Source organism: Streptococcus intestinihominis, assembly GCF_046824975.1.
Classification (GTDB): domain Bacteria; phylum Bacillota; class Bacilli; order Lactobacillales; family Streptococcaceae; genus Streptococcus.
Window position 1 is genome coordinate 235,706 of record NZ_JBKQBL010000003.1, and the last position, 22,717, is coordinate 258,422.

20 protein-coding genes and 1 pseudogene are annotated in these 22,717 nt (G+C 41.2%); 5 read left to right on the forward strand and 16 right to left on the reverse strand.

Annotation, left to right across the window (positions count from 1 at the left end; translation table 11 throughout):
- Positions 1-128 (reverse strand): annotated as a pseudogene (locus ACLOR3_RS06335) (PadR family transcriptional regulator); the annotation flags it as partial.
- A gap of 235 nt (positions 129-363) precedes the next feature.
- Here ACLOR3_RS06335 and ACLOR3_RS06340 point away from each other — a divergent pair.
- Positions 364-2,328: a peptide ABC transporter substrate-binding protein gene (locus ACLOR3_RS06340; RefSeq protein ID WP_411400611.1), complete on the forward strand. Its 1,965-nt coding sequence runs from the start codon at positions 364-366 to the stop codon at positions 2,326-2,328.
- A 321-nt stretch (positions 2,329-2,649) separates the two neighbouring features.
- On the opposite strand, the gene ACLOR3_RS06345 is transcribed toward ACLOR3_RS06340, so the two are convergent.
- The 3 genes from ACLOR3_RS06345 to ACLOR3_RS06355 form a co-directional block, all read right to left on the reverse strand.
- A complete protein-coding gene (locus ACLOR3_RS06345; protein ID WP_411400613.1) occupies positions 2,650-4,659 on the reverse strand; it encodes an FtsX-like permease family protein in 2,010 nt (669 codons plus the stop codon).
- The gene (locus ACLOR3_RS06350) at positions 4,652-5,419 is read right to left on the reverse strand and encodes an ABC transporter ATP-binding protein (RefSeq protein ID WP_411400615.1); all 768 of its coding nucleotides are present in this window, start codon (positions 5,417-5,419) and stop codon (positions 4,652-4,654) included. The genes ACLOR3_RS06345 and ACLOR3_RS06350 overlap by 8 nt, the downstream gene beginning before the upstream one ends.
- Before the next feature lie 178 nt (positions 5,420-5,597).
- Entirely contained in the window at positions 5,598-5,855 is a 258-nt protein-coding gene (locus tag ACLOR3_RS06355) for a SemiSWEET family transporter (RefSeq protein WP_003006102.1), read from the reverse strand.
- Positions 5,856-6,134: 279 nt separating this feature from the next.
- On the opposite strand from ACLOR3_RS06355, the gene ACLOR3_RS06360 reads away from it, so the two are divergent.
- Positions 6,135-6,398 carry a SemiSWEET family transporter gene (locus ACLOR3_RS06360; RefSeq protein ID WP_003012241.1) on the forward strand — a complete coding sequence of 88 codons (264 nt, stop codon included), beginning with the start codon at positions 6,135-6,137 and terminating at the stop codon, positions 6,396-6,398.
- 369 nt (positions 6,399-6,767) lie between these two features.
- Here ACLOR3_RS06360 and ACLOR3_RS06365 read toward each other — a convergent pair whose 3' ends face one another.
- The 8 genes from ACLOR3_RS06365 to ACLOR3_RS06400 form a co-directional block, all read right to left on the reverse strand.
- On the reverse strand, positions 6,768-8,753 hold the full coding sequence (locus tag ACLOR3_RS06365) for an FtsX-like permease family protein (RefSeq protein WP_411400618.1): 1,986 nt from the start codon (positions 8,751-8,753) through the stop codon (positions 6,768-6,770).
- Positions 8,754-9,512 (reverse strand): ABC transporter ATP-binding protein, encoded by a 759-nt coding sequence (locus ACLOR3_RS06370; RefSeq protein WP_004219620.1) that lies wholly within the window; start codon positions 9,510-9,512, stop codon positions 8,754-8,756.
- Between the two features lie 15 nt (positions 9,513-9,527).
- Complete coding sequence (locus ACLOR3_RS06375; protein ID WP_411400621.1) at positions 9,528-9,656, reverse strand: hypothetical protein; 129 nt, start codon at positions 9,654-9,656, stop codon at positions 9,528-9,530.
- Between the two features lie 123 nt (positions 9,657-9,779).
- Complete coding sequence (locus ACLOR3_RS06380; RefSeq protein ID WP_411400623.1) at positions 9,780-10,865, reverse strand: AAA family ATPase; 1,086 nt, start codon at positions 10,863-10,865, stop codon at positions 9,780-9,782.
- A 4-nt stretch (positions 10,866-10,869) separates the two neighbouring features.
- Positions 10,870-11,556: a hypothetical protein gene (locus ACLOR3_RS06385; protein WP_154852282.1), complete on the reverse strand. Its 687-nt coding sequence runs from the start codon at positions 11,554-11,556 to the stop codon at positions 10,870-10,872.
- A gap of 8 nt (positions 11,557-11,564) precedes the next feature.
- Positions 11,565-13,247 (reverse strand): AI-2E family transporter, encoded by a 1,683-nt coding sequence (locus ACLOR3_RS06390; RefSeq protein WP_411400625.1) that lies wholly within the window; start codon positions 13,245-13,247, stop codon positions 11,565-11,567.
- 16 nt (positions 13,248-13,263) lie between these two features.
- The gene (locus ACLOR3_RS06395) at positions 13,264-14,238 is read right to left on the reverse strand and encodes a sensor histidine kinase (protein ID WP_154852276.1); all 975 of its coding nucleotides are present in this window, start codon (positions 14,236-14,238) and stop codon (positions 13,264-13,266) included.
- Entirely contained in the window at positions 14,231-14,908 is a 678-nt protein-coding gene (locus tag ACLOR3_RS06400) for a response regulator transcription factor (protein ID WP_048789741.1), read from the reverse strand. The genes ACLOR3_RS06395 and ACLOR3_RS06400 overlap by 8 nt, the downstream gene beginning before the upstream one ends.
- Before the next feature lie 174 nt (positions 14,909-15,082).
- Here ACLOR3_RS06400 and ACLOR3_RS06405 point away from each other — a divergent pair, with 174 nt between their 5' ends.
- On the forward strand, positions 15,083-16,267 hold the full coding sequence (locus ACLOR3_RS06405; RefSeq protein WP_411400628.1) for a DUF2974 domain-containing protein: 1,185 nt from the start codon (positions 15,083-15,085) through the stop codon (positions 16,265-16,267).
- 291 nt (positions 16,268-16,558) lie between these two features.
- Here ACLOR3_RS06405 and ACLOR3_RS06410 read toward each other — a convergent pair whose 3' ends face one another.
- Positions 16,559-17,830 carry a DUF6287 domain-containing protein gene (locus ACLOR3_RS06410; RefSeq protein ID WP_411400630.1) on the reverse strand — a complete coding sequence of 424 codons (1,272 nt, stop codon included), beginning with the start codon at positions 17,828-17,830 and terminating at the stop codon, positions 16,559-16,561.
- Between the two features lie 175 nt (positions 17,831-18,005).
- Between ACLOR3_RS06410 and ACLOR3_RS06415 the strand changes: the two genes are divergently transcribed.
- Together ACLOR3_RS06415 and ACLOR3_RS06420 are read left to right on the forward strand one after the other, a co-directional pair.
- Positions 18,006-18,527, forward strand: coding sequence for a DUF2975 domain-containing protein (locus ACLOR3_RS06415; protein WP_368387472.1), 522 nt, complete (start codon positions 18,006-18,008; stop codon positions 18,525-18,527).
- 10 nt (positions 18,528-18,537) lie between these two features.
- The gene (locus ACLOR3_RS06420) at positions 18,538-18,744 is read left to right on the forward strand and encodes a helix-turn-helix domain-containing protein (protein ID WP_003006064.1); all 207 of its coding nucleotides are present in this window, start codon (positions 18,538-18,540) and stop codon (positions 18,742-18,744) included.
- A 498-nt stretch (positions 18,745-19,242) separates the two neighbouring features.
- Here the strand turns inward: ACLOR3_RS06420 and metG are convergent, their stop codons facing one another.
- The 3 genes from metG to ACLOR3_RS06435 all read right to left on the reverse strand — a co-directional run.
- A complete protein-coding gene (gene metG, locus ACLOR3_RS06425) occupies positions 19,243-21,234 on the reverse strand; it encodes a methionine--tRNA ligase (protein ID WP_411400633.1) in 1,992 nt (663 codons plus the stop codon).
- A 158-nt stretch (positions 21,235-21,392) separates the two neighbouring features.
- Positions 21,393-22,085, reverse strand: coding sequence for a phosphoglycerate mutase (locus ACLOR3_RS06430; RefSeq protein WP_002900876.1), 693 nt, complete (start codon positions 22,083-22,085; stop codon positions 21,393-21,395).
- Positions 22,086-22,318: 233 nt separating this feature from the next.
- A partial coding sequence (locus ACLOR3_RS06435) for a Fur family transcriptional regulator (RefSeq protein WP_412037079.1) occupies positions 22,319-22,717 on the reverse strand: 399 nt, incomplete at its 5' end.

Sequence of the window (22,717 nt, forward strand, 5' to 3'; positions counted from 1 at the left end):
GCAACGATCTTATCGAAGCCGGTTTCCTTGAGACTTTGGATCAATTCATAGCCATAAATAGATTTTTTTGAAATAATTTCTAAAACACAACCTTCCAGGACACCCTTGAGCAATTGCGACTCTTTCATCCTGCTCCCCCTTTCTATACCGCCTCTTTTTGGCTAGTTTGTTTTACATACTAGTCCTTTCACTATTAGTATACTCCTCCTTAACTAGTTTGTAAAGCATAATAGTTAAAAATACTGCATGAAACTTGATAAATCCGAGCATTATGACTAAATATACAATTAATTTCAAAAAAAATTTGCTTTTTACCGGAAAAGGTGTATAATAATACAAAATCTTTATTAAAGGAGATAAGTGATGAAAAAATCTAAACTAGCTTTCCTTGCAGGTGTCACGGTTGCTTCAGCCCTGTTCCTTGCTTCTTGTGGATCATCTGCAAAGTCTTCTCAGACAAACACTTTTTCATACGTGTATAGCACTGATCCAGACTCTTTGAACTACCTCCTTTCAAACCGTTCAACAACAAGTGATGTCACAACTAACTTAGTAGATGGACTTTTTGAAAACGACCAATACGGTAACTTGGTCCCTGCTTTAGCAGAAGATTGGTCTGTTTCTAAGGATGGATTGACTTATACTTACAAACTTCGTAAAGATGCAAAATGGTATGACTCAGAAGGGAACGAATATGCAGACGTCACTGCACAGGACTTCGTCACTTCTCTGAAATACGTAGCGGACAACAAGTCAGATGCCCTCTACTTGGTTCAAAACTCAGTAGCCGGCCTGGATGACTATGTCACTGGTAAAAATACGGACTTCTCTAAAGTTGGAGTAAAAGCCGTTGACGACCATACCCTTCAATACACCTTGGCTCAACCTGAGTCTTTCTGGAATTCTAAATTGACAACTTCGACCATGATGCCCGTCAATGAAAAATTCCTCAAGTCTGCAGGTAAAGACTTTGGTAGCGTCAAACCTTCTGGAATCCTCTACAACGGTCCTTACTACTTGAAATCCTTCACTTCAAAATCGTTAATGGAGTTCACTAAGAACGAGAACTACTACGACAAAGACAATGTGAAGATCGATGATATCAAATTGACCTACTTCGATGGTTCTGACCAAGACTACCTAGCTCGTAACTTTTCTGATGGAAACTTGACCACTGCGCGTCTCTTCCCAACGAGCTCAACCTTCAGTACCATTGAGAAAAAATTCAAGGACAATATCGTTTATTCACCGCAAGATGCGACTGTCTACTATGTCTACTTCAACGTAAACCGTCAAAACTACGGTCATACTGAGAAGACAACAGACGACCAGAAGAACCAAACCAAAACAGCTCTTCAAAACAAAAACTTCCGTCAAGCCATCAACTTTGCCCTTGATCGTACTTCTCTAAGTGCCCAATCAAACGGGAAAGATGGGGCTAGTAAAACCCTTCGTACGCTTCTTGTACCTCCAACATTTGTGCAAGTAGACAACAAAGACTTCGGTACTGTTGTTGAAGAAAAACTTGCTGCAACAGGAGATGATTGGAAGGATGTCAGCCTTGCTGATGCACAAGATAGCATGTTCAATGCGAACAAGGCTAAAGCACAATTTGCTAAAGCAAAAGAAGAGCTCCAAGCGCAAGGTGTCCAATTCCCAATCCACATCGATTACGTGGTTGACCAGTCTTCTGCTAGCATTGTGCAACAAGCTGATTCAATGAAAGACTCCATCGAAAAAACATTAGGAAAAGAAAATGTTGTCGTGGATGTTCAGAAATTGTCTACGGAAGATGCGGACAATGCAACCTACTTCGCTCAAAGTCCTGATCAAAAAGACTTTGATATGGATATCGCTGGTTGGGGGCCTGACTTCCAAGACCCATCAACTTACTTGGATATCTTCAATCCAGTCGATGGTTCAGCCTTAGCAGGTATGGGAATCAATCCGGCAACTGACCAAGCCCTAATTGAAAAACTAGGTTTGAACGAGTACAAACAACTATTGGATGATGCCAATGCAGAACAATTGGATACCAAAACTCGTTATGAAAAATATGCTGTTGCTCAAGCTTGGTTGACAGACAATGCCTTTGCACTTCCTGTCTACTCTAAAGGTGCTGTTCCTTCTATCACGAAGATTAAACCATTTACAAAAGCCTTCTCCTTGATTGGTATCAAAGACGGGGCTAGCTACTACAAGTACATGGAATTACAAAGTGATACAGTCACAACGGCTGACTACGACAAAGCTTATAAGAATTGGTTGAAAGAAAAAGAAGAATCAAACAAAAAAGCGCAAGAAGAACTTGCAAAACACGTGAAATAATCACGATAAAAACACCGAGGAAAAATCCTCGGTGTTTTAAAATGTAGACAAATTGTTTCTTTATATAGAACAAATTAGGAACACATAAATAATTAAGATAATACATCCAATTAGCTCATTCAAGCATACACTGAAACTTTCCGCTGTGAGAAAAGTGCTAGAAACATTCTTGTTTCTAGCACTCGGGAGTTTTGAAACGTTAGGTTCAAAACTAAGTCATGGAACTTCCTAGAAGTTCGCTGATGTCCGTACTCACCTAAGGAAAGTTTCAAGGGGAGCTTTATCTTCACCTATTTTCTTAAGTTTCCATCGTATCAAACGCTATCTCACGACAATCTTCCGATAACTTCTAGAAGTCAGAAGAAAGACGAGGACATAAGAGATGAAAAAGACAGCGCAGATGGAAAGAGTTGTTTGAAGGACCAAGCCCGCATTGGTCGCTCCTAAGATGGCTACGATTTTTGCAATCATCTTGTAGGCCACTCCTAGGTACAAGAAGGAGAAGAATAGTGGAAGGAAAAAGACGGTGAGAATCTGTTTGCGAATGGTGGTGCCGGTTTGCTTTTGGTCCAATCCTACTTGTTGCAAGATCACAAAATTATCCCGATCCTCATGACCCTCTGAAATCTGTTTGTAGTAAATGACGAGTACTGTAGCTAATAGAAAGATGACCGATAGGAAAATCCCAATAAAGAGGAGAGTCCCTGCTGTTTCACGCCACTCCTTCTCTATGCTGTATCGTTCAAATCCACCAAAGAAAGTCGCACCATATTGACTCATTTTGTCTGTCGAATAAAGGTCTTTGATCAAGCCACTGATGAAATCTTGATTCTCTTTATCTTTTGCAGTAATAGCGAATTCCAAATTTTTATCAACTTTTAGTCCCAGTTGGTTCAAGTCAGGGAGGACAAGGTACAAACCCATTTGATGTTGAAACAGGTCGGATTGAGGGAGTTTTCCTTGGATAAAATTGGATTCTAGTTTTTGTTTAATCGTGAAGGTCTTCCCATTGATTTCTAATTGTGCATCTAATCTTCCAGGATACTGATACCCATAGGCTAGGATTTCATTTTCCCCAAGCTCAACTTTTTGACCCGTCAGTTGCTCGTAAGTCGCCTGATCAAAAAAGTAGACTGTCCCCTCTGTCTTCATCTCCATCTCCTGACCAGCTTCTTGATAGGACTGCTCATACACCTCTAAGCTCCTTCCATCAATCTTTCGAATTTCAGCCGACCAGTATGTTGTCTGTGCCACCTGATAATCTGATAGATTTGTCGCATCGGCTGTTTTCTTAATTTGAGCTTGAACATCCTCAATAACCGATTCTGTCTCAGCATCTGAAGGCATATGCCCCACACTAATCATGTAATCAGAAGGGTAAACAGTATCTAGGTAGTTCTGTCCTCCAATAAAGATATTGAGCGACCCGGTTAAGGTGACCAAGACCATGGTGGAAAGAATACTAATGGTCGCAAGACCCGCTGCATTTTTTCGCATCCGTGCTATTAAGTTGGAGACAGATATAAAATTCTCTGGCTTGTAATAGTAGGATTTCCGACCTTTGAGAAATCTTAAGAAGGTAATAGATCCTGCGTTGAATAAAAGATAAGTCGCCAGAATGACTAAGATGACAGCAATAAAGAATCCTTGAACCGCTGCAACTGGACGCTCAACGGTTAGCGCTATATAAAACGCAATTCCTAAGAGCCCAAGTCCTAAAAGAGTTTGGACCAGCAAGAAGCGTCCCTTCTTCTCTCCTGCTTTTTTCTGTTGCATGAGGTGGAGGGAACTGTAGCGCAAGAGGCGGAAAGAATTCAACAAGAGAATGAGGCCAAAAGCTAAGGCTAACCCAAGTAAAGTGTTAAGAACAGCCTCTATCTGGAAGGTTGATTGAATGACGACTGGTAGCCCCATACATTTTAGGAGCAAGGCAAAAATCAAGCGATCAAACAAGAGTCCCAAGCCCAGTCCTACTCCAACTGTGAGAACATAGAAGAAGAGCAATTCCCATAAGGTCATGATGAGGAGATGCTTCTTCTCCATTCCCAGAACACTGTACAAGCCCAGTTCTTTGGAACGATTTTTCATGACAAAGCCATTGGCATAAGCCACCAAAATGATGACGACCAGCTGGACGACGAAACTACCAAAACCAAGAACAGTTCTCGCCGCCCCCCCTCCGTAAGAATCCTCTAAATGAGGGGTCGTTGCCAAGGCGATAAAACTATAGAGGATCATGGTCGTTAAAATGACAGCCAAGGCAAAGGGATAATAGAGCTTGCGATTTTGTTTGAGGTTGGAAATAGCTAATTTACTTGTTAATTTAAACATCACGATCCTCCTTTCCCGCCATGACCGTCAAGGTATCTGAGATTTCTTGGAACATCTGACGCTCTGTCTTTTCCCCGCGGAAGATCTGGTTGTAAAGAATCCCGTCCTTGATAAAGAGCACGCGCTTAGCCCTCGCTGCTGCTGCGGTTGAGTGAGTCACCATGAGGATGGTTTGGCCCATGCTGTTGATATCTTCAAAGACATCTAGTAACGCAGCTGAAGACTTGGAGTCCAGCGCACCTGTTGGCTCATCAGCAAGTAGTATTTCTGGCGAGGTAATAATGGCCCGTGCTACGGCTACCCGTTGTTTTTGTCCACCAGAGATCTCGTAGGGGTATTTTTCAAGCAGTTGGTGAATGCCCAACTCCCGACTGACGCTATCGACCTTGCTCATCATTTCCTTGACCGGTCTACGAGAGAGGACCAGTGGCAAGAGGATATTGTCCTTAACCGATAAGGTATCGAGCAGGTTGAAGTCTTGAAAGACAAAGCCTAGTTTTTCCCGACGGAAACTGGAGGCATCCTTGTTTTTGATGGTCGAGGTGTCCATGCCATTGAGGTAGACCCGCCCTTCGGTCGGCTGGTCCAGCATGGCCAGGATATTGAGGAGGGTCGATTTCCCGGATCCTGATTCCCCCATGATAGCTACATATTCACCCCTCTCCACGGTAAAATGGATATCCTTTAAGGCTTCAACCTGCGTTCCTTGAAAGCGGGTTTTGTAAATTTTTTTCACATGTTGTACATCTAATAAGGCCATTTTCGTTCTCCATTTCTATCCGGTTATATGATTGACATCCATAAAACTTTTTTTACACCTCTATTGTAACGATTTGGAGAGAGATCTACAATAAGCTAACCTTTCATTTTGAGCCTGATTTCTTACATTTCTGTAAGGTATAAAAAAAACTAGCTTCCTTGCGGGAGCTAGTTCCTTCTTATAAAGCTGTGATGGCTGTGATCAAACCAAAGATGATCCCTGGTGCATTGGCTGCAGCAAGTGGGATATCGCGTTCTTTTTTAAAGAGTCCGTAATAGACCCAAAGGCTACAGTTGATAGCGGCAACTAAAGGTTGAACAAAGTTTCCTTTGTGACCAGCGAGGTTATCCATGATTTGTGGGAAGTAAGACACGTACATCATCACAGACATAAAGGTTGCAACCCAACCAAGAATTTTCATTTGTTTTTCATTCATTTTCAAAATACCTTTCATTTTTTAAGTACGCACTATTCTAACGCTTGCCCTCTTAAAATTCAAGTGCTTTTTTCAAATGTTACTGAACTGTAAAGTGTCACAATCTTGTGATTTTGCAGGAAGATGGATTTCTCTTCGAGAGAGTCTTCTCTCTAGTAATTATTTTAGACACTTTGTCTAATTTTTTTGCAAATATAATCATTTTCATCTTGAATAGCATGCAAATTAATTGCATTATCTTCCTATTTATGCTATTTTGATACACAGAGGTAAAATTTTATGAATAAACAAAAAATCAACCAAATCGTTGGCTCGATCGGTGCCTTTATTGGGATTATCGTTTTCATTGCCTACATCCCACAAATTATTGCTAATTTACAGGGAAACAAGGCCCAACCTTTCCAACCCTTGTCAGCTGCTATTTCTTGCTTGATCTGGGTCATTTATGGTTGGACAAAGGAACCTAAAAAAGACTGGATTTTGATCATTCCGAATTCGGCAGGTGTCATCCTAGGAGGATTGACTTTCCTTACATCACTTTAATAGAAAGCGAACAAAGACTGAACTCGACTGGTTCAGTCTTTTTTGTGTATCCCTTTGAAAAACAAAAACAATCGCAGTCGGTTTTCGTACAAAAAAGCCCGCTATGAGCAAGCTAAAAAAATTGACAATTCTTTTCTTTGAATAACCTATGCTGGATTATTGTGCAAAAATATCCAAATGATTTCTAATTATTATTTAGAGTATATTAAAACTTTCTGCTGTGAGAAAAGTGCCTGAAATAATCATGTTTCAGGCACTCGGAATTATTGAGACCTTAGGCTCAATAATTAGTCATGGAACTTCTTCGAAGTTCGCTGACGTCCGTACTCACCTAAGGAAAGTTTCTAATTTGATTCGAGCTTCTTTTTCTTATATCTGCACAATCTTACGGTAGCTCCGAGAGGTGATCCAAAAGACGATCAGGTAGGTGATGAGAAAGACGGCGCAGACACTGAGGGTCACGACGAGGACTTGGCCACTATTGATGACACCGAGGACTTTAAGAATGAGGCGGATCATATGGTAGGCAAAGGCCAGGTGGATAAAGGCAAAGATGAGAGGGAGGAAGAAGACGGTCCGCACTTGACGGTTGATGGTCCGTTTGACCTCGTGTTCATCAAGCCCCACCTGTTGGAGGATGACGAAGCGGTCACGGTCTTCATAGCCTTCAGAAATTTGCTTGTAGTAGATAACGATGACCGTTCCTACCATAAAGATCAGTGACAAGAAAATCCCGATAAAGAAGATGCCACCAAAGAGGCTATTCATCTCTGCCACATCATTGGCACGGTTACCTCCATAGACAAATGTTCCTTGGCCCTGTTGGCTACTCAATTCATCGATCATCTTGTCATAACTAGCTGCTAGCTTGAGTTGCTGGTCTTCACCGACATTGACATTGAAGCCACCATAGATATTGGTATAGATGGCAAGATTTGGAAATTGGGCGATAAAGGCTGAGAGATCTGGCACGATTAGATAATTGAAATCCTCTGTTAGCAAATTGAACTGATTTGGAACATGATCAGTGATAAAATCCTTGGTCACTTCTTCCTTGACTTGGAAGTCCTGCCCATTGATGGTAAACTGCTTTTGCCCTTTGAGAGCCTCGTTATGTGCAAAGAGAAGGACTTGGTTGCCAGTCAGATCGACCTCTTCTCCTGTCATCTGCTCATAGCTGGCTGCATCAAAAACTAGAAAGACTGTTTTAGGATTGACCTTGCGTTCGTCAGCTGGATAGACGGTGAAATCCGTTCCCTTTTGTGATTTAACCCCAAAGTTGGCATAGGTCATCAGGTCACGATTCTTGATCTCAAGCTGGTGCTCAGAGGCAAATTCATCAAATTTCTGATTGATCTGCTCCAAATCCACCCCTTTTCCTTGGACAGAGAAATCATGGGGAGCCATGATTTTCTTGACCATTTCGCCACCGACATAGATATTGGTCGCAGCAGAGATGGTCACCAGCACCATGGTCGAGAGGATGGCAATGGTCGCAAGCCCAACTGCATTTTTCTTCATGCGATAGATGAGGTTAGAGACCGAAATCATGTTGTTGGGTTGGTAATAGTAGGCCTTCTTTTTCTTAAGCAGGTGCAAGAAGACGGTGATCCCAGCATTAAAGAGCAGGTAGGTCCCAATCATGACCAAGATAACTGCTAGAAAGAAGATCACAATCGCAGACAATGGGTCTATGACTGACAAGGCTAGGTAATAGCCAAAACCAAGGGAGGCTAAACCCAGGATGGTTTGGGACCACAAGAAGCGGGCTTTCTTTTCACCACTAGCCTTCTCACGAGTCAACTGCAGGGCATTCAAACGGAGAATCCGCCAAGCGTTGAGAAAGACCAAGAGGCCAAAGATGAGACCAAAGGTGACAAAAACTAAGACCACAATCCCAGGTTGGAAGGTGGATACTAGCTGGACCTTCATCTTCATGAGTTTCAAGAGAAAGGCAAAGATCAGCTTGTCAAAGAGAGCCCCGATCAAAACACCAGCTGAGATAGTTACAAATCCAAAAAACAAGAGTTCCTTGAAGATCATGCTGATGAGATGGCGTTTCTCAAGGCCGAGCATGCTGTAGATTCCCAGCTCCTTGGAGCGGTTTTTCATGACGAAGCTATTGGCATAGAGCACGATGATAGCTCCCGCGGCATTGACCACGAACAGTCCCAAGACGAGGGTAAAGATCATGGAAGAGCCCCCTCGAAGCTCATGAATGTGAGGATTAAAGGTCAGGGAGTCAAAGAGGTAGGCGATGGTCACTGCAAGAATGACCGCAATCGCAAAGGGATAATAGAGCTTGCGGTTCTTGATCAGATTGGAGCAAGCTAATTTAGTGGTTAAGCGAAACATCTACTCCACCTCACTTGCCATGACCGTCAAGGTATCCGAGATTTCTTGGAACATCTGACGCTCTGTTTTTTCCCCGCGGAAAATCTGGTTGTAAAGGATCCCATCCTTGATGAAGAGCACGCGCTTGGCTCGAGCTGCTGCTGCGGTCGAGTGGGTCACCATGAGAATAGTTTGCCCCATGCTATTGATGTCTTCAAAGACGTCGAGCAACGCAGCAGATGATTTGGAATCTAGCGCCCCTGTTGGCTCATCAGCAAGGAGGATTTCTGGCGAGGTGATGATAGCCCGTGCTACGGCTACCCGTTGTTTTTGCCCACCAGAGATTTCGTAGGGATATTTTTCAAGCAGTTGGTGGATGCCCAATTCCCGACTGACGCTATCGACCTTACTCATCATTTCCTTGACCGGTCTGCGAGAAAGGACCAGAGGGAGAAGGATATTGTCCTTGACAGACAAGGTATCAAGCAAATTGAAATCTTGAAAGACAAAGCCTAGTTTTTCCCTACGGAAGCTCGACGCGTCCTTGTTCTTGATGGTCGAGGTGTCGGTGCCATTGAGGTAGACCCGGCCTTCCGTCGGCTGGTCCAGCATAGCTAGGATATTGAGAAGTGTCGATTTACCGGATCCTGATTCCCCCATGATGGCGACGTATTCCCCTTTTTCCACGGTGAAGTGAATGTCCTTTAAGGCTTCGACTTGCGTCCCTTGAAAGCGGGTTTTGTAGATCTTTTTGATATGTTGAACGTCTAGTAATGACATGTTTTTCTCCTTTTACTAGTAGATCAAGAAAAATTCTTGGATTTGTTGCAAGACTTGGCGACCAAATTCCGCCTTTTCCAGATCAGTTTGGATATATGGTTTCTTAATCTTTTTGGGTTCTTTCATCCATTTCAAGAGTTTCATTTTCTTGACCTCCTTGATTTGATAAGACTATTGTAAAGAAAATAAAAGGCGGTCACCATAACCTAACCTTTCATTTTGAATATTATTTCTTACAGTCTTGTAAGGAACGAACCATGATTCATTTTATTGAAAATCTTCAACTTCTAATTCCATTAAGTCATCAACGCTTTTAGAAACTAGTTTATCAGTCCGAACTGCATGTTTCATCAACATTTTTTCATATATATTTCTAACAAAACGACCATTAGAAAAATTTTCTGTATTTTTTTGGATTTCACTATTTAAATATCTTTCAAGAGAAAGTTTCAACTCATTACTTAACTTATAATCATCCTGACGACATAAATGTTCTAGAATCGTCATTAGTTCTTTGGAAGAATAATCTCCAAACTCAATAAAGTAATTAAATCGAGATTTTAGTCCTTGATTTGATTCAAAAAATTTCTCCATCGGTTTACTATAGCCTGCAACAATGACAACTAAATCATCTCGATAGTCTTCTAAAGCCTTTGTTAATTCTGTTAAACATTCCCTCCCATAGGAATCTGTACTTTCGTTTTCGGTAATACTATACGCTTCATCAATAAAGAGAACTCCTCCCTTGGCCTTTTCAATAACACTTTTTACTTTAAGTGCTGTCTGTCCTTGATAACCAGCAATCAAATCCGTACGTGAAACTTCCGTAAAATGTCCTTTCGTTAACAGACCTAACTGTTTATACATTTTGCCTACAATCCTAGCAACTGTGGTTTTTCCTGTGCCTGGATTGCCTGTAAATGCCATGTGTAAGGTTCGATTTGGAATCTTTAAGCCATTTTCTTTTCTAATTCTCTGGATATTCTGATAGGAAATTAGATTGTTGACTTCTTCCTTGACTTTATCTAAGCCAACTAAATGATTCAACTCATCTTTTAATTTATCAAAGGAAATTTCTTCAGACTTTTGATTTGTCTCTGTGTTCTTGTACTTCGATAGGCTAATATAACCAGAGTATTTTAAAAGTGACTCTGATACCAAATTTGCAGTTGTTGCTACTTTCGTTGAAGCATCCTTTTTTTTAACAACTAAATACTGTAAAATTTCGATTACTGATTCTTCAGAATAATCATTTAATAGAAGGGCTATTTTTTCAATAAATTGACCTCTTGATCCTGTTTGAATATCGAATTTTTTTGATATCTCAATTAATTCATCCTGATAACGACTCATTTTGTTACCTCATCAATAAAATGATTAACGTCACAACAGCAAATCCAGTAGCTATGCCTGTCAAAACAAAAGAGGTTAATAGTTTATTCGATAGGATATTTACTTGACTTTTTACAGAATATAATTCATTCTTTAACTGCGAAATTTCTGAAGATTCATCTTTCATTATACTTGAAGACTTTTCTATCTCCTCAACCCTACTTTCAAGTTGCTCAATAAGAGTGACTAGTTTACTAGAATCAATCTCAGATAGTTGAGCCGATACTTTTTCTTTAAACTGTTTTAAAGCGATTAAGGTGGCCGTTTGTTTATCGATTGACTTATCAATTCTTTCTTGTTCTATTAAAATCTTTTCATTTGTCTTTTTAATCGCAGAAACAGACGTTAGTATAGCTTGAATATAATCCTTATCCAATGCTTCTAGAGCTTTATATACTTCACCAAATTCTTTAATTAAGTTTTGATCACGATCATAAACATTTGAAAAATACTTCTGAAGTTTTTCAATCAATGAATTTAGTTCTTTCCCAGTCACTCCGTGTTCAGCCCACTCTAATCCAAAGATATCTTCATGTGTACGAACTTTATCAAACTTTAACTCTTTAACATCTTGTTCAGCAAATTTTTTCAATTGCTCTTTTGCTGCGTTAAAATCATGATTACTAATCTGTAAATCAAATTCTTTTTCCATAATATCTCCTAATCCATTAGCTCCGCCAATAAGGCATCGATTTCTGTAAATTCATTATCATCTTTTTCTTTTTCCTCAAGTAAGAAAGAAAGTTCATCCTTCATTATTTTTCCCGCTTGACGATGTCGATCTTCCATTTGACTTAAAGACTCCATTTTATCTACCTGCACAAGTGCCATTTCAACCGCATTCATTTGGTCTTGTACAATCAGTTTATCATTGTATTTATCAATTTTTTTATTTGTTAATTCATCAATCTGTTTGTCGACAATCATTTTATCAATTAATTTCAAGACAAATGCACCGACTATACCAGCTACTGTTGCTCCCATAAATGTACCTATCAGACCAGACAAACTTCCTAGCAATGGGATTTCTACACCAAGTGGAGGAAAAATAGATAACAAAGTTGCTCCAATCGCACTACTTAAAACGATGGCTCCAGCAGCCGTTACTCCTGCAACGATAATTTTCCCTATCTCAAGCATTTTAACATTAGTACTCTTATTTTTATTTTCTGGATTTTTTAAATAGTCAATCGCCTCGGAAAGAGATCTCCAACCTTGCTGAATAAAAGTCCAGACCTGCATAAATGTTCCAACTACAGGACCAATGATAGAAGTAGCTAACATCGTAACCATCGATTGCCCAACACCAAGGACATGATGAGAAAGATTAGACATAAAGTTTGAAATAGCTTCCTTTACTTTTGCAATGAAGGTTCCGAAATTCTTCTCTTTTTCACCCAACCAAGAAATAAACTTCTTAACAATCTCTCTCAAAAATTCTGTCAACAATTGAAGTACAGCAGCTTTTAAGGCTTTTCCTGTCACTTTCAAAGCCTCATTACGTCGTGACTTTTTACCAGATTGAATAGCTCGCTTTTCAGCTTCATCTGTTTTCTTGTCCAAATCATCCTTAGCCAGTTTATATTTTTCCCTCATTTGCTTTTCTTCTAATTCAGTCAAGTTTTGATTATCTTTTGGATACTGACCTTTAGAATTTGGATAATCGAGGTATTCCGGCACTGATTTAGAGCCTTTTGCTCGATTTACACTGGCTCTCATCTCATTTAAATTTATATCGCTATTAGCAAAAGCATATTGTTGATCTTCGTCCATAAAAGCATTAACTTTACTGTCACGAATGATTTCACCAGCAGAAATAGTATGATCCATATCAGTCCCTTTTTCTTTTGAACCTTTTGGCCTATTTTTATCTAAAAACTCTCTGGCATCTTTTTTTATTGTATTTACTGTTTTCCCTGATCGAGTTGTATGAGTTCGAATATTTCCAAATTCATCTCTTTCAAATTTTTCTTGCCAATCTTTATATCTGTCCTCATATATACTTCTATCTGCATTATGAGTAATAAATTTCCCTTTTTCAAAATTTTCAGCAGTTTGGATATGTGCTTCTTTTCGTAAATCTAGAGTTTGACCGTTGTTATCTTTAATAAACTCTTCACCGATTTGGACTGCTAATTGATTTTGAACTTGGTCCCAAATGATGTCTTGAATGGCTTCTTCAAGATACTGGTTATTTTGTAGTTTTTCTCTATCTTCCTCAATTGAAGAAAGTTCATCTAAAATATCATTTAACTCAACTTGAAGACTACTTCTTAGATCTATCAAATTGCCATATTCTAATTCATTATTAGTAATCTCTAATGTTTCATTTTTATTTTCCATAATAATCCTTTTTTAATTAATCCATCACCAATTTCTTCTCTTCAAAGTGGATGGCAACAGTCGTCCCTTGGCCAACTTGTGAGGTCATCTGGAGTTGATGCCCTAGCTGGTCTGCAATCTTTTTAGATAGGTAGAGACCTAGTCCAGAAGATTGCTGGGTCAGGTGGCCATTGTAGCCAGAAAATCCTCGCTCAAAGACACGGAGTATGTCACTATCCTTGATTCCAATCCCACTATCTTTGATATAAAGGGTCTGGTCTTTGAAATAGATCTCAATCCCGCCAGTGCTGGTATACTTAAGGCTATTGGACAGCAATTGCTCGATAATGACCAAGAGCCACTTGCGATCAGTAATGACGGCGACATCTAAGTCATGCAGATCCACCGTCAAGCCCTTTTGGATGAAGAAAATGGCATACTTTCGTACGACTTCTTTGACCAAGTCCTCTAGCGACACGCGCTTCAAGACCAGATCATCGTGAAAGCTTTCGAGTCTCAGATACTGGAGGACCACGTTGGCATAGGAGTCAATCTTAAAGAGCTCCTGCTCCATTTGCTTTCTCAGGTCGCTGTCTTTTATATTTTGAACCAAGAGTTGGCTGGCCGCAATGGGGGTCTTGATCTGGTGGACCCAGAGGGTATAGTAATCCATCAGATCATTGTAGGTCTCTATACTTACTGTCGTCTGCTCCCGCTGGGCTTGCAGACTGGCTGCTAGCTTTTGACTCAAGACCTTTTCTAGAGGGGTCTCAGCTACCCCCTCCCCATAGAGCACTTCCTTCCGATAGGCCTGATACTTAGCCACTGCATCCCAAATGATCAGAAGCAGACTCAAAAAAGCCAAAATCCCTGTCAGGTAAAGGAGAAAATGGCGGTAGCCTTCGAATATATAGGCAAACAAGACCAGGGATGAAAGGAGTAAACCGATCAAATAGAGATAGCGGCGATGAGAAATCAGATAGTGTTTAACAAATAAGAATCGATTATCCATTGCTCAACCCGTATCCTATCCCTTTTTTCGTTTCGATAAAATGTTCCAGTCCTGCTTCTTCGAGTTTCTTCCGAAGTCTAGCTACATTGACCGAGAGTGTATTGTCATCAATAAAGAAATCACTGTTCCACAGTTCCTTCATTAGATCATCCCGAGCCACCACACTTCCAGCTTTTTCAAATAGGATACGAAGAATCTGAAATTCATTCTTGGTCAGATTGACTACCTCTCCCTCGTAGACCAGATCCATGGATTTGAGATTGAGGATAGCACCCCGGTGTTCTAACAAATCTTGATCAGTCCCAAACTCATAAGAGCGGCGAAGGAGGCCCTGGATTTTCGCCAGGAGGACATTGGGATCAAATGGCTTGGTCACATAGTCATCTCCTCCCATATTGATAGCCATGACGATGTCCATGGCTTGATCGCGTGAGGATAAAAACATGATCGGCACTTTGGACACCTTGCGGATCTCTTGGCACCAATGATAGCCATTATAAAGAGGAAGGCCAATATCCATCAAAATCAAGTGAGGATTGGTCTGGACAAAGGTGCCCAGTACATCCATAAAGTCATCAACTGCAATGACTTCAAAGCCCCACTGCTCCATGATTATCTTCACTTGTTGGCGAATGGTTTCATCATCTTCGACAAGAAGAATTTTGTGCATGCTCTTTCCTGCTCTTTCTTACTAGAATGTTACCCTTTCATTATATCAAATTATCCAAGGAGCATACATATTTTTCGACAGCATAGCATAGTGGTCATCAATTTCCTATTTTTACTAAGGGGCTTTTCAGGTATTTTATGCTATACTGAACATACAGATACAAAGGAGAATCCCATGTCCACGATTTTTGATTATCTAGACCATGTCACCTATGATTCCATCTATGATCGCCCCTTTAAGGAACTCGATGTCCTGGCACTGACGGAGCTGACCTATCTTCCTTTTGATCGGATCGTGCCCCAAGGAGATACGACCAATATTGAAGTCCGCTTGTCTGATGCGACAGATCTGGTCGATCGGATCACCGATTTTATCGTGACGGACCAGCACTTGCAGTTAGTAGATAGCTTGGCCACTTCAAAACGCTTTAAGAATATCAAACTGCTCAACTATGTCGACGAATATGACCCCGATGTTCAGAAACAGTTTGCGGCGATGACTTATCGTCTTACCATGGATGTTTATTTAGTTGTCTTCAGAGGGACGGATGATACCTTGATCGGTTGGAAGGAAGATTTCCACATGACCTACATGGACCATATCCCAGCTCAGAGACGTGCAGCCAGCTACCTACAACATGTCATGAAGGAGTTCCCAAAAGGACGCTTCATGGTAGCCGGACACTCCAAAGGGGGTAATCTCGCAGCCTACGCCTGCTCCTACCTTCCTGACCAGCTGTCCGAACAAGTCGACGCCATTTTCTGTTACGACGCTCCTGGTCTCAACAAGTCCATTATCAAAACAGAGGGCTACCAACGAATCGCACACCTCATTCATCGCTATGTCCCACAAGGATCCATCGTCGGCATGATGCTGGAAGTTCCTGAGCCTGCTACGATCGTCAAAAGTCGAGCTTTTGGTGGCTTTGCCCAGCATGACGCCTTTACTTGGATGGTTGAAAAGGATGGATTTGTGACACTGGATCAAACCAGTCCCGATAGCCAGCAGATGGACCAAACCTTAAAACAGTGGGTACAAGAAGTGCCTGACAGCCAACTCAAGAAATTTTTCGATACCTTCTTTGGCCTCTTCTTGGATGCAGGCGTTACTTCGATTAATGATTTGATGAACTTGAAAAATTTCTCCAAGATCAAAGATATCTTTCAAAACACTCAGGACCTAGACCCCACCGAGCGAGAAATGCTGGAACGTCTAGCCAAGCAACTCATCGACACCCGTGTCCAAGCATGGAAAAAATGGCAAACAGTCCCCCGTATCCTAGTTCAAATGGCTGCATTTTTCAAGCGCAAACAAGCAGTCGAGACCACCTCACCACTGCTCCTTGAACACAAAGAGTAAGTCTAAAGAGACAGGTTGAAGTAAGAAATAATCAACTCCTTCAGCACCTAGTGATAAACAATTGAAGCAAAACAAAACCCAGGAAATTGAATTTCCTGGGTTTTAAATGTAGACATACTATCGCTTTACATAAAACAGCTGGATGATTTTCAAAAAATGACTTTTATTTTTTAGTCATTTAAGAAGATGAAAAACTTTCCGCCGTGAGAAAAGTGCCTGAAACAAAGTTGTTTCAGGCATTCGGGAGTTTTGAACCTAAGGAAAGTTTTAAAAATGACTTTTTCTTCAATCTTATTGACGATAGAAGTATTGATCCGCTGGATAGTTCCCAGCTGATTGGGTAACAACCAAGCGAGGTTTGCTCTTATCTGATTGGTCTCCATCAGGATTTTCAAAACCAATCTTAAAGAGGCCAACTGCCACTCCTGTTTCTCCCACACGTAGATCTACATAAGGGACTTTACTTGTCTTATCCGAGTTCGGCACTGCTTTTAATCTTCCTTGGCCCTTTACAGTTCCATCTTCTTGGATGACCATCTCCTGGCCTTTAGCATTGCGCCATGTCCCTGCCAGACTTGAGAAATCTCCACTATTGATGGCCGCAATATCAAGGTCTGCTTCCTTCTTAGGCTCTGGGTAGGCTTCCCACCATTTGTCTTGGTAGGCTTGGAAGGAGGCTTGATGGTAGAAGATGCGTCTCAAAGGCGACACGATACCATCAGGACCTTGAACATTTTCAGGAATCAAGGTAACAATCAATTCCTGACCAGGAGTTTCTCCACTTGTACCAGCTTGGACAAAGTAAACCTGATAGGTCGATCCAGCTTTCTTCGGTTTCTTATCTTTATTGAGGACAAATTGGACATTGCTAGCTCCACTCCAGAAGCTCCATCCCTTATCCTGATCAGAGTAGATAGAAGGGAAGACAGTAGTCCGGTGATTGTAATAATCTTCTGGACTATAGCCATACAACTTAAAGCCTGAATCTGCGATCTGCTTTTCAATCGATTCATTGGAATAACTTCCTGAGAAGGTTGTCAAATCCCCATCCAATACCGCATCATCTGGATTCGTTGATTTGAAGAAATCCTTCCGATTGGCAAAGACCATTTCGTGATCCGGATCATTGTCTGACATGGTTACCGTTATAAGAGGATCTTTTTCTGATTGGTATTTAAAGATACGCACAGTGACGGTAAAATCCGTATTTCCATCAGACTTTTTCATCTGGCTAGTAGAAACTTTATTGGCTCCTTCTACTTTGAAATCCGTTGAGAACGTTGCTGAAACAGCACCATCATCTGTTTGATAATCAATTTTCCAAGATTTCCCATCTTTTTGTATCTTAGCCTTATCACGCGCACTAGAGACATATTCACCAGACAGATCAATGGCTTTTTCTTTAGATGAAGAAGACGAGGTCTTCGAAGTCTGATTGAACTCTTTTTGATGATCTGGTTGGATATTGGAGCTAGAGTAGAGATAGACTCCTCCGATTAGAACCACTGCACTCACAAAAGCAATGATCATCCAAAGATATTTCTTATTTAGCTTTTTGATCATTTCAATACCTCCTTGAAATGGTAGTTACCTAATAGTATACCTTAAATTCTATTTAAAGCAAATTTTGACTGAATCTCATAAATTTTTTATCGTTTTTCGATACTTTTTTATTGACTTATTTTTTATAAGGAGTATACTATAAGTGAAAAATAAATAAACTTCAAGGAGGCTTGCGATGAAAAACTCAAAAACCTTAAAAAATATCATTGAAGTCTTAACGGCTTTCATTTACTTCTGTGGCTTTATGACCGTGGCTGCACTGGTCGTCCACCTGCTTTCCCGGATGGGAGTGTTTAAAGATCTCATTCAAACTGGACGCTTGTCCTTTGATGTAAATGGCATCCAGCTCTTCCCCCAACATGCGCAACCTCTCTGGCAGTTGCTCTTCCCACTAGCCTCAAGCGCTATCTATATTTACCTTCTCATCACCATTCGCAGCTTCCTCCAAAATCTCTACCAAGAAAAGATCTTTTCACACTCCAACATTGATCTTTGCAACCGAGCTTGGAAGATTCTCTTGGTCTTGTCCTTTATGTCTGGTACACTTGAGACCAGCGGCAATGCTTATCTCCTTCCCTTCACCTTCCAATTTACCTTTAACACGGGACTTCTCCTTGCTGTCCCAATTGTCTGGGTCCTTGGCAAGATTTTAGAGAGAGGGATTGAAATCGCCGAAGAAAATGAGCTAACCATTTAAGGAGGGTGCCATGATTATCGTCAATCTAGATGTCATGCTGGCCAAGCGCAAAATGAAATCCAACGAGCTAGCCGACAAAATCGGCATCACCACCGCTAACCTCTCCATTCTCAAGACAGGCAAGGCCAAAGCCATTCGCTTCACCACCCTTGAAGCCATCTGCAAAGAACTCGACTGCCAGCCTGGAGATATCCTGGAATACCGGCCAGATGAATAGGAACTATATTCGGAGACTTTCCTTAGGTGAGGACGGACGGTAGCGAATCCCTTTGGGATTCCATACCTAAGATTTGAGCCTACTGTCTCAAATCTTCCGAGAGTCTGAAACGATAACGTTTCAGACTCTTTTCTCACTGCGGAAGTCTCCATTAACATTTATTACTAATAGGACTCATCTTCTATCCTTGTAAAATTCAATGATAGGAACTATATCAATACAAGAAAAGCACTCCCGAGGAGTGCTTGAGAGCGTAGACCACCTGTTTTTCCTTACAAATCAAATAATTTCTCTAAAAAAAATTCATTCGTTAGAATTATTCAATCATCTACTGAAACTTTCCGTCGTGAGAAAAATGCCTGAAACACAGTTGTTTCAGGCACTCGGAATTATTGAGACCTTAGGCTCAATAATTAGTCATGGAACTTCTTCGAAGTTCGCTGACGTCCGTACTCACCTAAGGAAAGTTTTTTAGATGATTTTTTCTTTGTCTATCGTTTAGCCAATGATGCTTCCATTTGGAACAGATGAATCAACGGTCAAGACCGTTAATTGATCCCCATGTTCTGCAGAAAGAATCATGCCTTGGCTGACATATTTCTTCATCATCTTACGTGGTTTGAGGTTGGCCACGATTTGGAGTTTCTTGCCGACCAATTCTTGTTCATTTGGATAGAATTTTGCGATACCAGAGAGGATTTGACGATCTTCGCCATCTCCTGCATCTAGGCGGAAGCGAAGCAATTTGTCAGATCCTTCGACGCGTTCAACTTCTTTGACCTCTGCTACACGGATTTCGACCTTGTCAAAGTCTTCAAATTTGATCTCATCTTTTTCAGACTTGAGTTCCACTTTTTCTGGAATCCATTCTTTTTCTTTTGGTTTTCCAGCAGTCATTTGAGATTGGATGTAGGCAATTTCTTCTTCCATGTCAAGACGTGGGAATATTGGAGTTCCTTTGGCAACCACTGTGACATTTTCAGGGAAGCCTGCTAGGGTCAAGTTTTCAAGATCGAAGTCCAAGCCCAATCCTAGTTGTTCCATGATGGCATTTGAGGTGTTCATCATAAATGGTTGGATCAAGTGAGCCACAACACGAAGGCTAGCTGCCAAGTGAGCCATGACCGCTGCCAATTGTTCCTTGTCACCGTCTTCTTTAGCGAGGACCCAAGGAGCTGTCTCATCGATGTACTTGTTGGTACGAGAGATGATGTTCCATACGGCTTCCAATGCGCGTGGGTAATCAACCCCGTTCATTTGCTTGTGGTATTCAGCGATGTTTTCTTCAACTACCTTAGCCAAATCTGCATCAAATGCTGTGACATTTTTGACATAAGCCGGAACTTGACCACCAAAGTATTTATTGATCATGGCTACCGTCCGGTTGAGGAGGTTTCCAAGGTCATTTGCCAATTCATAGTTGATACGAGCCACGTAGTCTTCTGGTGTAAAGGTACCATCCGAACCAACTGGCAAACTGCGCATGAGGTAGTAACGAAGCGGATCCAAGCCGAAGCGTTCCACCAACATTTCTGGGTAGATGACATTCCCTTTAGACTTAGACATCTTACCGTCTTTCATGACAAACCAACCATGGCCAATCAAACGTTCTGGCAATTTGATATCGAGCATCATGAGAAGGATTGGCCAGTAGATGGAGTGGAAACGAAGGATGTCTTTTCCGACCATGTGGAAGACGGTTCCGTTCCAGAATTTGTCAAAGTTTTCATGATCTTCTTGGCCATAACCAAGAGCTGTCACATAGTTAAGCAGAGCATCAAACCAAACGTAAACAACGTGTCTAGGATTGGATGGAACTTGTACTCCCCAGGTAAAGGTAGTCCGAGATACCGCCAAGTCTTCCAAACCTGGCTCGATGAAATTTTTCAACATTTCATTGAGACGGCCATCTGGCGTGATGAAGTCTGGTTGGGATTTGAAAAACTCAACCAAGCGGTCTTGGTATTTGCTGAGACGAAGGAAATAAGATTCTTCAGAAACCCATTCTACTTCGTGGCCTGATGGGGCTACCCCACCGATGACCTTTCCATTCTCATCACGGTAGACCTCAGCCAATTGGCTTTCTGTAAAGAACTCTTCATCAGATACTGAATACCAACCAGAGTATTCACCAAGGTAGATGTCGTCTTGAGCCAGCAAGCGTTCAAAGACTTGCGCCACCACTTTTTCATGATAATCGTCTGTCGTACGGATGAATTTATCGTATGAGATATCGAGTAATTGCCAGAGTTCTTTCACTCCAACGGCCATCCCATCTACATAAGCTTGCGGCGTGATCCCAGCTTCTTCTGCTTTCTGCTGGATCTTTTGCCCGTGCTCATCGAGACCAGTCAGGTAGAAAACATCGTAGTTCATCATGCGTTTGTAACGCGCCAAGACGTCACAGGCGATCGTAGTATAAGCTGAACCAATATGCAATTTACCAGATGGGTAATAGATAGGGGTTGTGATGTAGAATGATTTTGTCATTTTCTTTTCCTTTCAAGGCTAATGAAACCTTATGTAATAACACTTCATTATATCATTTTTAGGAGTCCCTGAAAACCAAAAAACAGCTAGGTCTGCGATGGACAAACAAAAAAGCTGACTGAAGTCAGCTTTTTTTATGGATAACAAATTATGTTATCTTACTTTCCAAGATAGTATTCTTTAACAACGTTCAATTTTTCGTCAAATTCGAATACCAATGGTGGGAAGTTAGGGATTTCCACATCCATGATTTCGTCGTCTGACAATTGTTTGATGTGTTTTACAAGAGCACGGATTGAGTTACCGTGTGCTCCTACGAATACGTTTTTACCATCTTTAAGAGCTGGAGCGATTTTATCTTCCCAGAATGGAAGAGCGCGTTCCAAAGTCACTTTCAAGTTTTCAGCATCTGGAATCACTGAGTCGTCAAGTGAAGCGTAACGACGGTCAGTGTGTGCTGAGTGCTCATCATCGCGATCCATGTTTGGAGGCAATACATCGTATGAACGACGCCAGATGTGTACTTGCTCATCACCAAATTGTTCAGCAGCTTCAGCCTTGTTTTTACCAGTCAAACCACCGTAGTGACGTTCGTTCAAGCGCCATGATTTTTCAACTGGAACCCACAATTGGTCAGAAGCTTCAAGAGCCAAGTTAGTTGTTTTGATCGCACGTTTCAATACTGAAGTGTAAGCTTGGTCAAATTCGATACCAGCTTCTTTGATCAATTTACCAGCGTCGATCGCTTGTTGTGTACCTTTTTCAGACAAATCAACATCAGCCCAACCAGTGAAAAGGTTAGCTTTGTTCCATTCAGACTCACCGTGGCGAGCAAAAACCAATTTTACCATTAGATGGATCTCCTTTTATTTTCCGAGGTTACCCTCGTTTATCTATTCTATTCTACTAGATTTTGAGGGAAAAATCTAGTCTTAACAGAGCTAGATCGAAGATTTCGTGAAAATTTTATCAATTCTTTTTCATGGACATTTACAAGTCGCTCTCACCAGGTTCTAAATCCTGCCTCTTCCACCCTCTTTCCACAAACAAGACTAAACAAAAAAACCTCTAAAAAGAGGTTTGCCTACAATTGCTTCTGGCATTCCGGACAAAGGCCATAAACTGTGGTTTGGCACTTGGTAATGACGTAGCCACTTTTTTCTCTCGCTTCTGCTCTCACGTCTGGAACTTCGATATCAATATCATCAATCTTCCCACAAGACTCACAAATCAAATTCAAATGATCGTGTCCCATAAAGTCAAAGTAGGTCGTGGTATCATTACGAACTTTAATTTCAGAGACAAAACCTTCTTCAATGAGGACCTTGAGATTGTTATAAACGGTTGCCAGGCTCATATTGGGAAAGGCTGGTTTCAAGTCCTGATAGATGGCATCTGCACTTGGATGTTCCTGACTTTTGACAAGATAGGAAAGGACAGCCCGACGCGTCTCTGTAATCCGTACAGATTTTTTACGCAAGTG

Bases quoted from the DNA above. Each gene is read 5' to 3' on its own strand.
- ACLOR3_RS06340 (WP_411400611.1), top strand. From the start codon at position 364: ATGAAAAAATCTAAACTAGCTTTCCTTGCAGGTGTCACGGTTGCTTCA.
- ACLOR3_RS06345 (WP_411400613.1), bottom strand. From the start codon at position 4,659: ATGTTTAAATTAACAAGTAAATTAGCTATTTCCAACCTCAAACAAAAT.
- ACLOR3_RS06350 (WP_411400615.1), bottom strand. From the start codon at position 5,419: ATGGCCTTATTAGATGTACAACATGTGAAAAAAATTTACAAAACCCGC.
- ACLOR3_RS06355 (WP_003006102.1), bottom strand. From the start codon at position 5,855: ATGAATGAAAAACAAATGAAAATTCTTGGTTGGGTTGCAACCTTTATG.
- ACLOR3_RS06360 (WP_003012241.1), top strand. From the start codon at position 6,135: ATGAATAAACAAAAAATCAACCAAATCGTTGGCTCGATCGGTGCCTTT.
- ACLOR3_RS06365 (WP_411400618.1), bottom strand. From the start codon at position 8,753: ATGTTTCGCTTAACCACTAAATTAGCTTGCTCCAATCTGATCAAGAAC.
- ACLOR3_RS06370 (WP_004219620.1), bottom strand. From the start codon at position 9,512: ATGTCATTACTAGACGTTCAACATATCAAAAAGATCTACAAAACCCGC.
- ACLOR3_RS06375 (WP_411400621.1), bottom strand. From the start codon at position 9,656: ATGAAACTCTTGAAATGGATGAAAGAACCCAAAAAGATTAAGAAACCA.
- ACLOR3_RS06380 (WP_411400623.1), bottom strand. From the start codon at position 10,865: ATGAGTCGTTATCAGGATGAATTAATTGAGATATCAAAAAAATTCGAT.
- ACLOR3_RS06385 (WP_154852282.1), bottom strand. From the start codon at position 11,556: ATGGAAAAAGAATTTGATTTACAGATTAGTAATCATGATTTTAACGCA.
- ACLOR3_RS06390 (WP_411400625.1), bottom strand. From the start codon at position 13,247: ATGGAAAATAAAAATGAAACATTAGAGATTACTAATAATGAATTAGAA.
- ACLOR3_RS06395 (WP_154852276.1), bottom strand. From the start codon at position 14,238: ATGGATAATCGATTCTTATTTGTTAAACACTATCTGATTTCTCATCGC.
- ACLOR3_RS06400 (WP_048789741.1), bottom strand. From the start codon at position 14,908: ATGCACAAAATTCTTCTTGTCGAAGATGATGAAACCATTCGCCAACAA.
- ACLOR3_RS06405 (WP_411400628.1), top strand. From the start codon at position 15,083: ATGTCCACGATTTTTGATTATCTAGACCATGTCACCTATGATTCCATC.
- ACLOR3_RS06410 (WP_411400630.1), bottom strand. From the start codon at position 17,830: ATGATCAAAAAGCTAAATAAGAAATATCTTTGGATGATCATTGCTTTT.
- ACLOR3_RS06415 (WP_368387472.1), top strand. From the start codon at position 18,006: ATGAAAAACTCAAAAACCTTAAAAAATATCATTGAAGTCTTAACGGCT.
- ACLOR3_RS06420 (WP_003006064.1), top strand. From the start codon at position 18,538: ATGATTATCGTCAATCTAGATGTCATGCTGGCCAAGCGCAAAATGAAA.
- metG (WP_411400633.1), bottom strand. From the start codon at position 21,234: ATGACAAAATCATTCTACATCACAACCCCTATCTATTACCCATCTGGT.
- ACLOR3_RS06430 (WP_002900876.1), bottom strand. From the start codon at position 22,085: ATGGTAAAATTGGTTTTTGCTCGCCACGGTGAGTCTGAATGGAACAAA.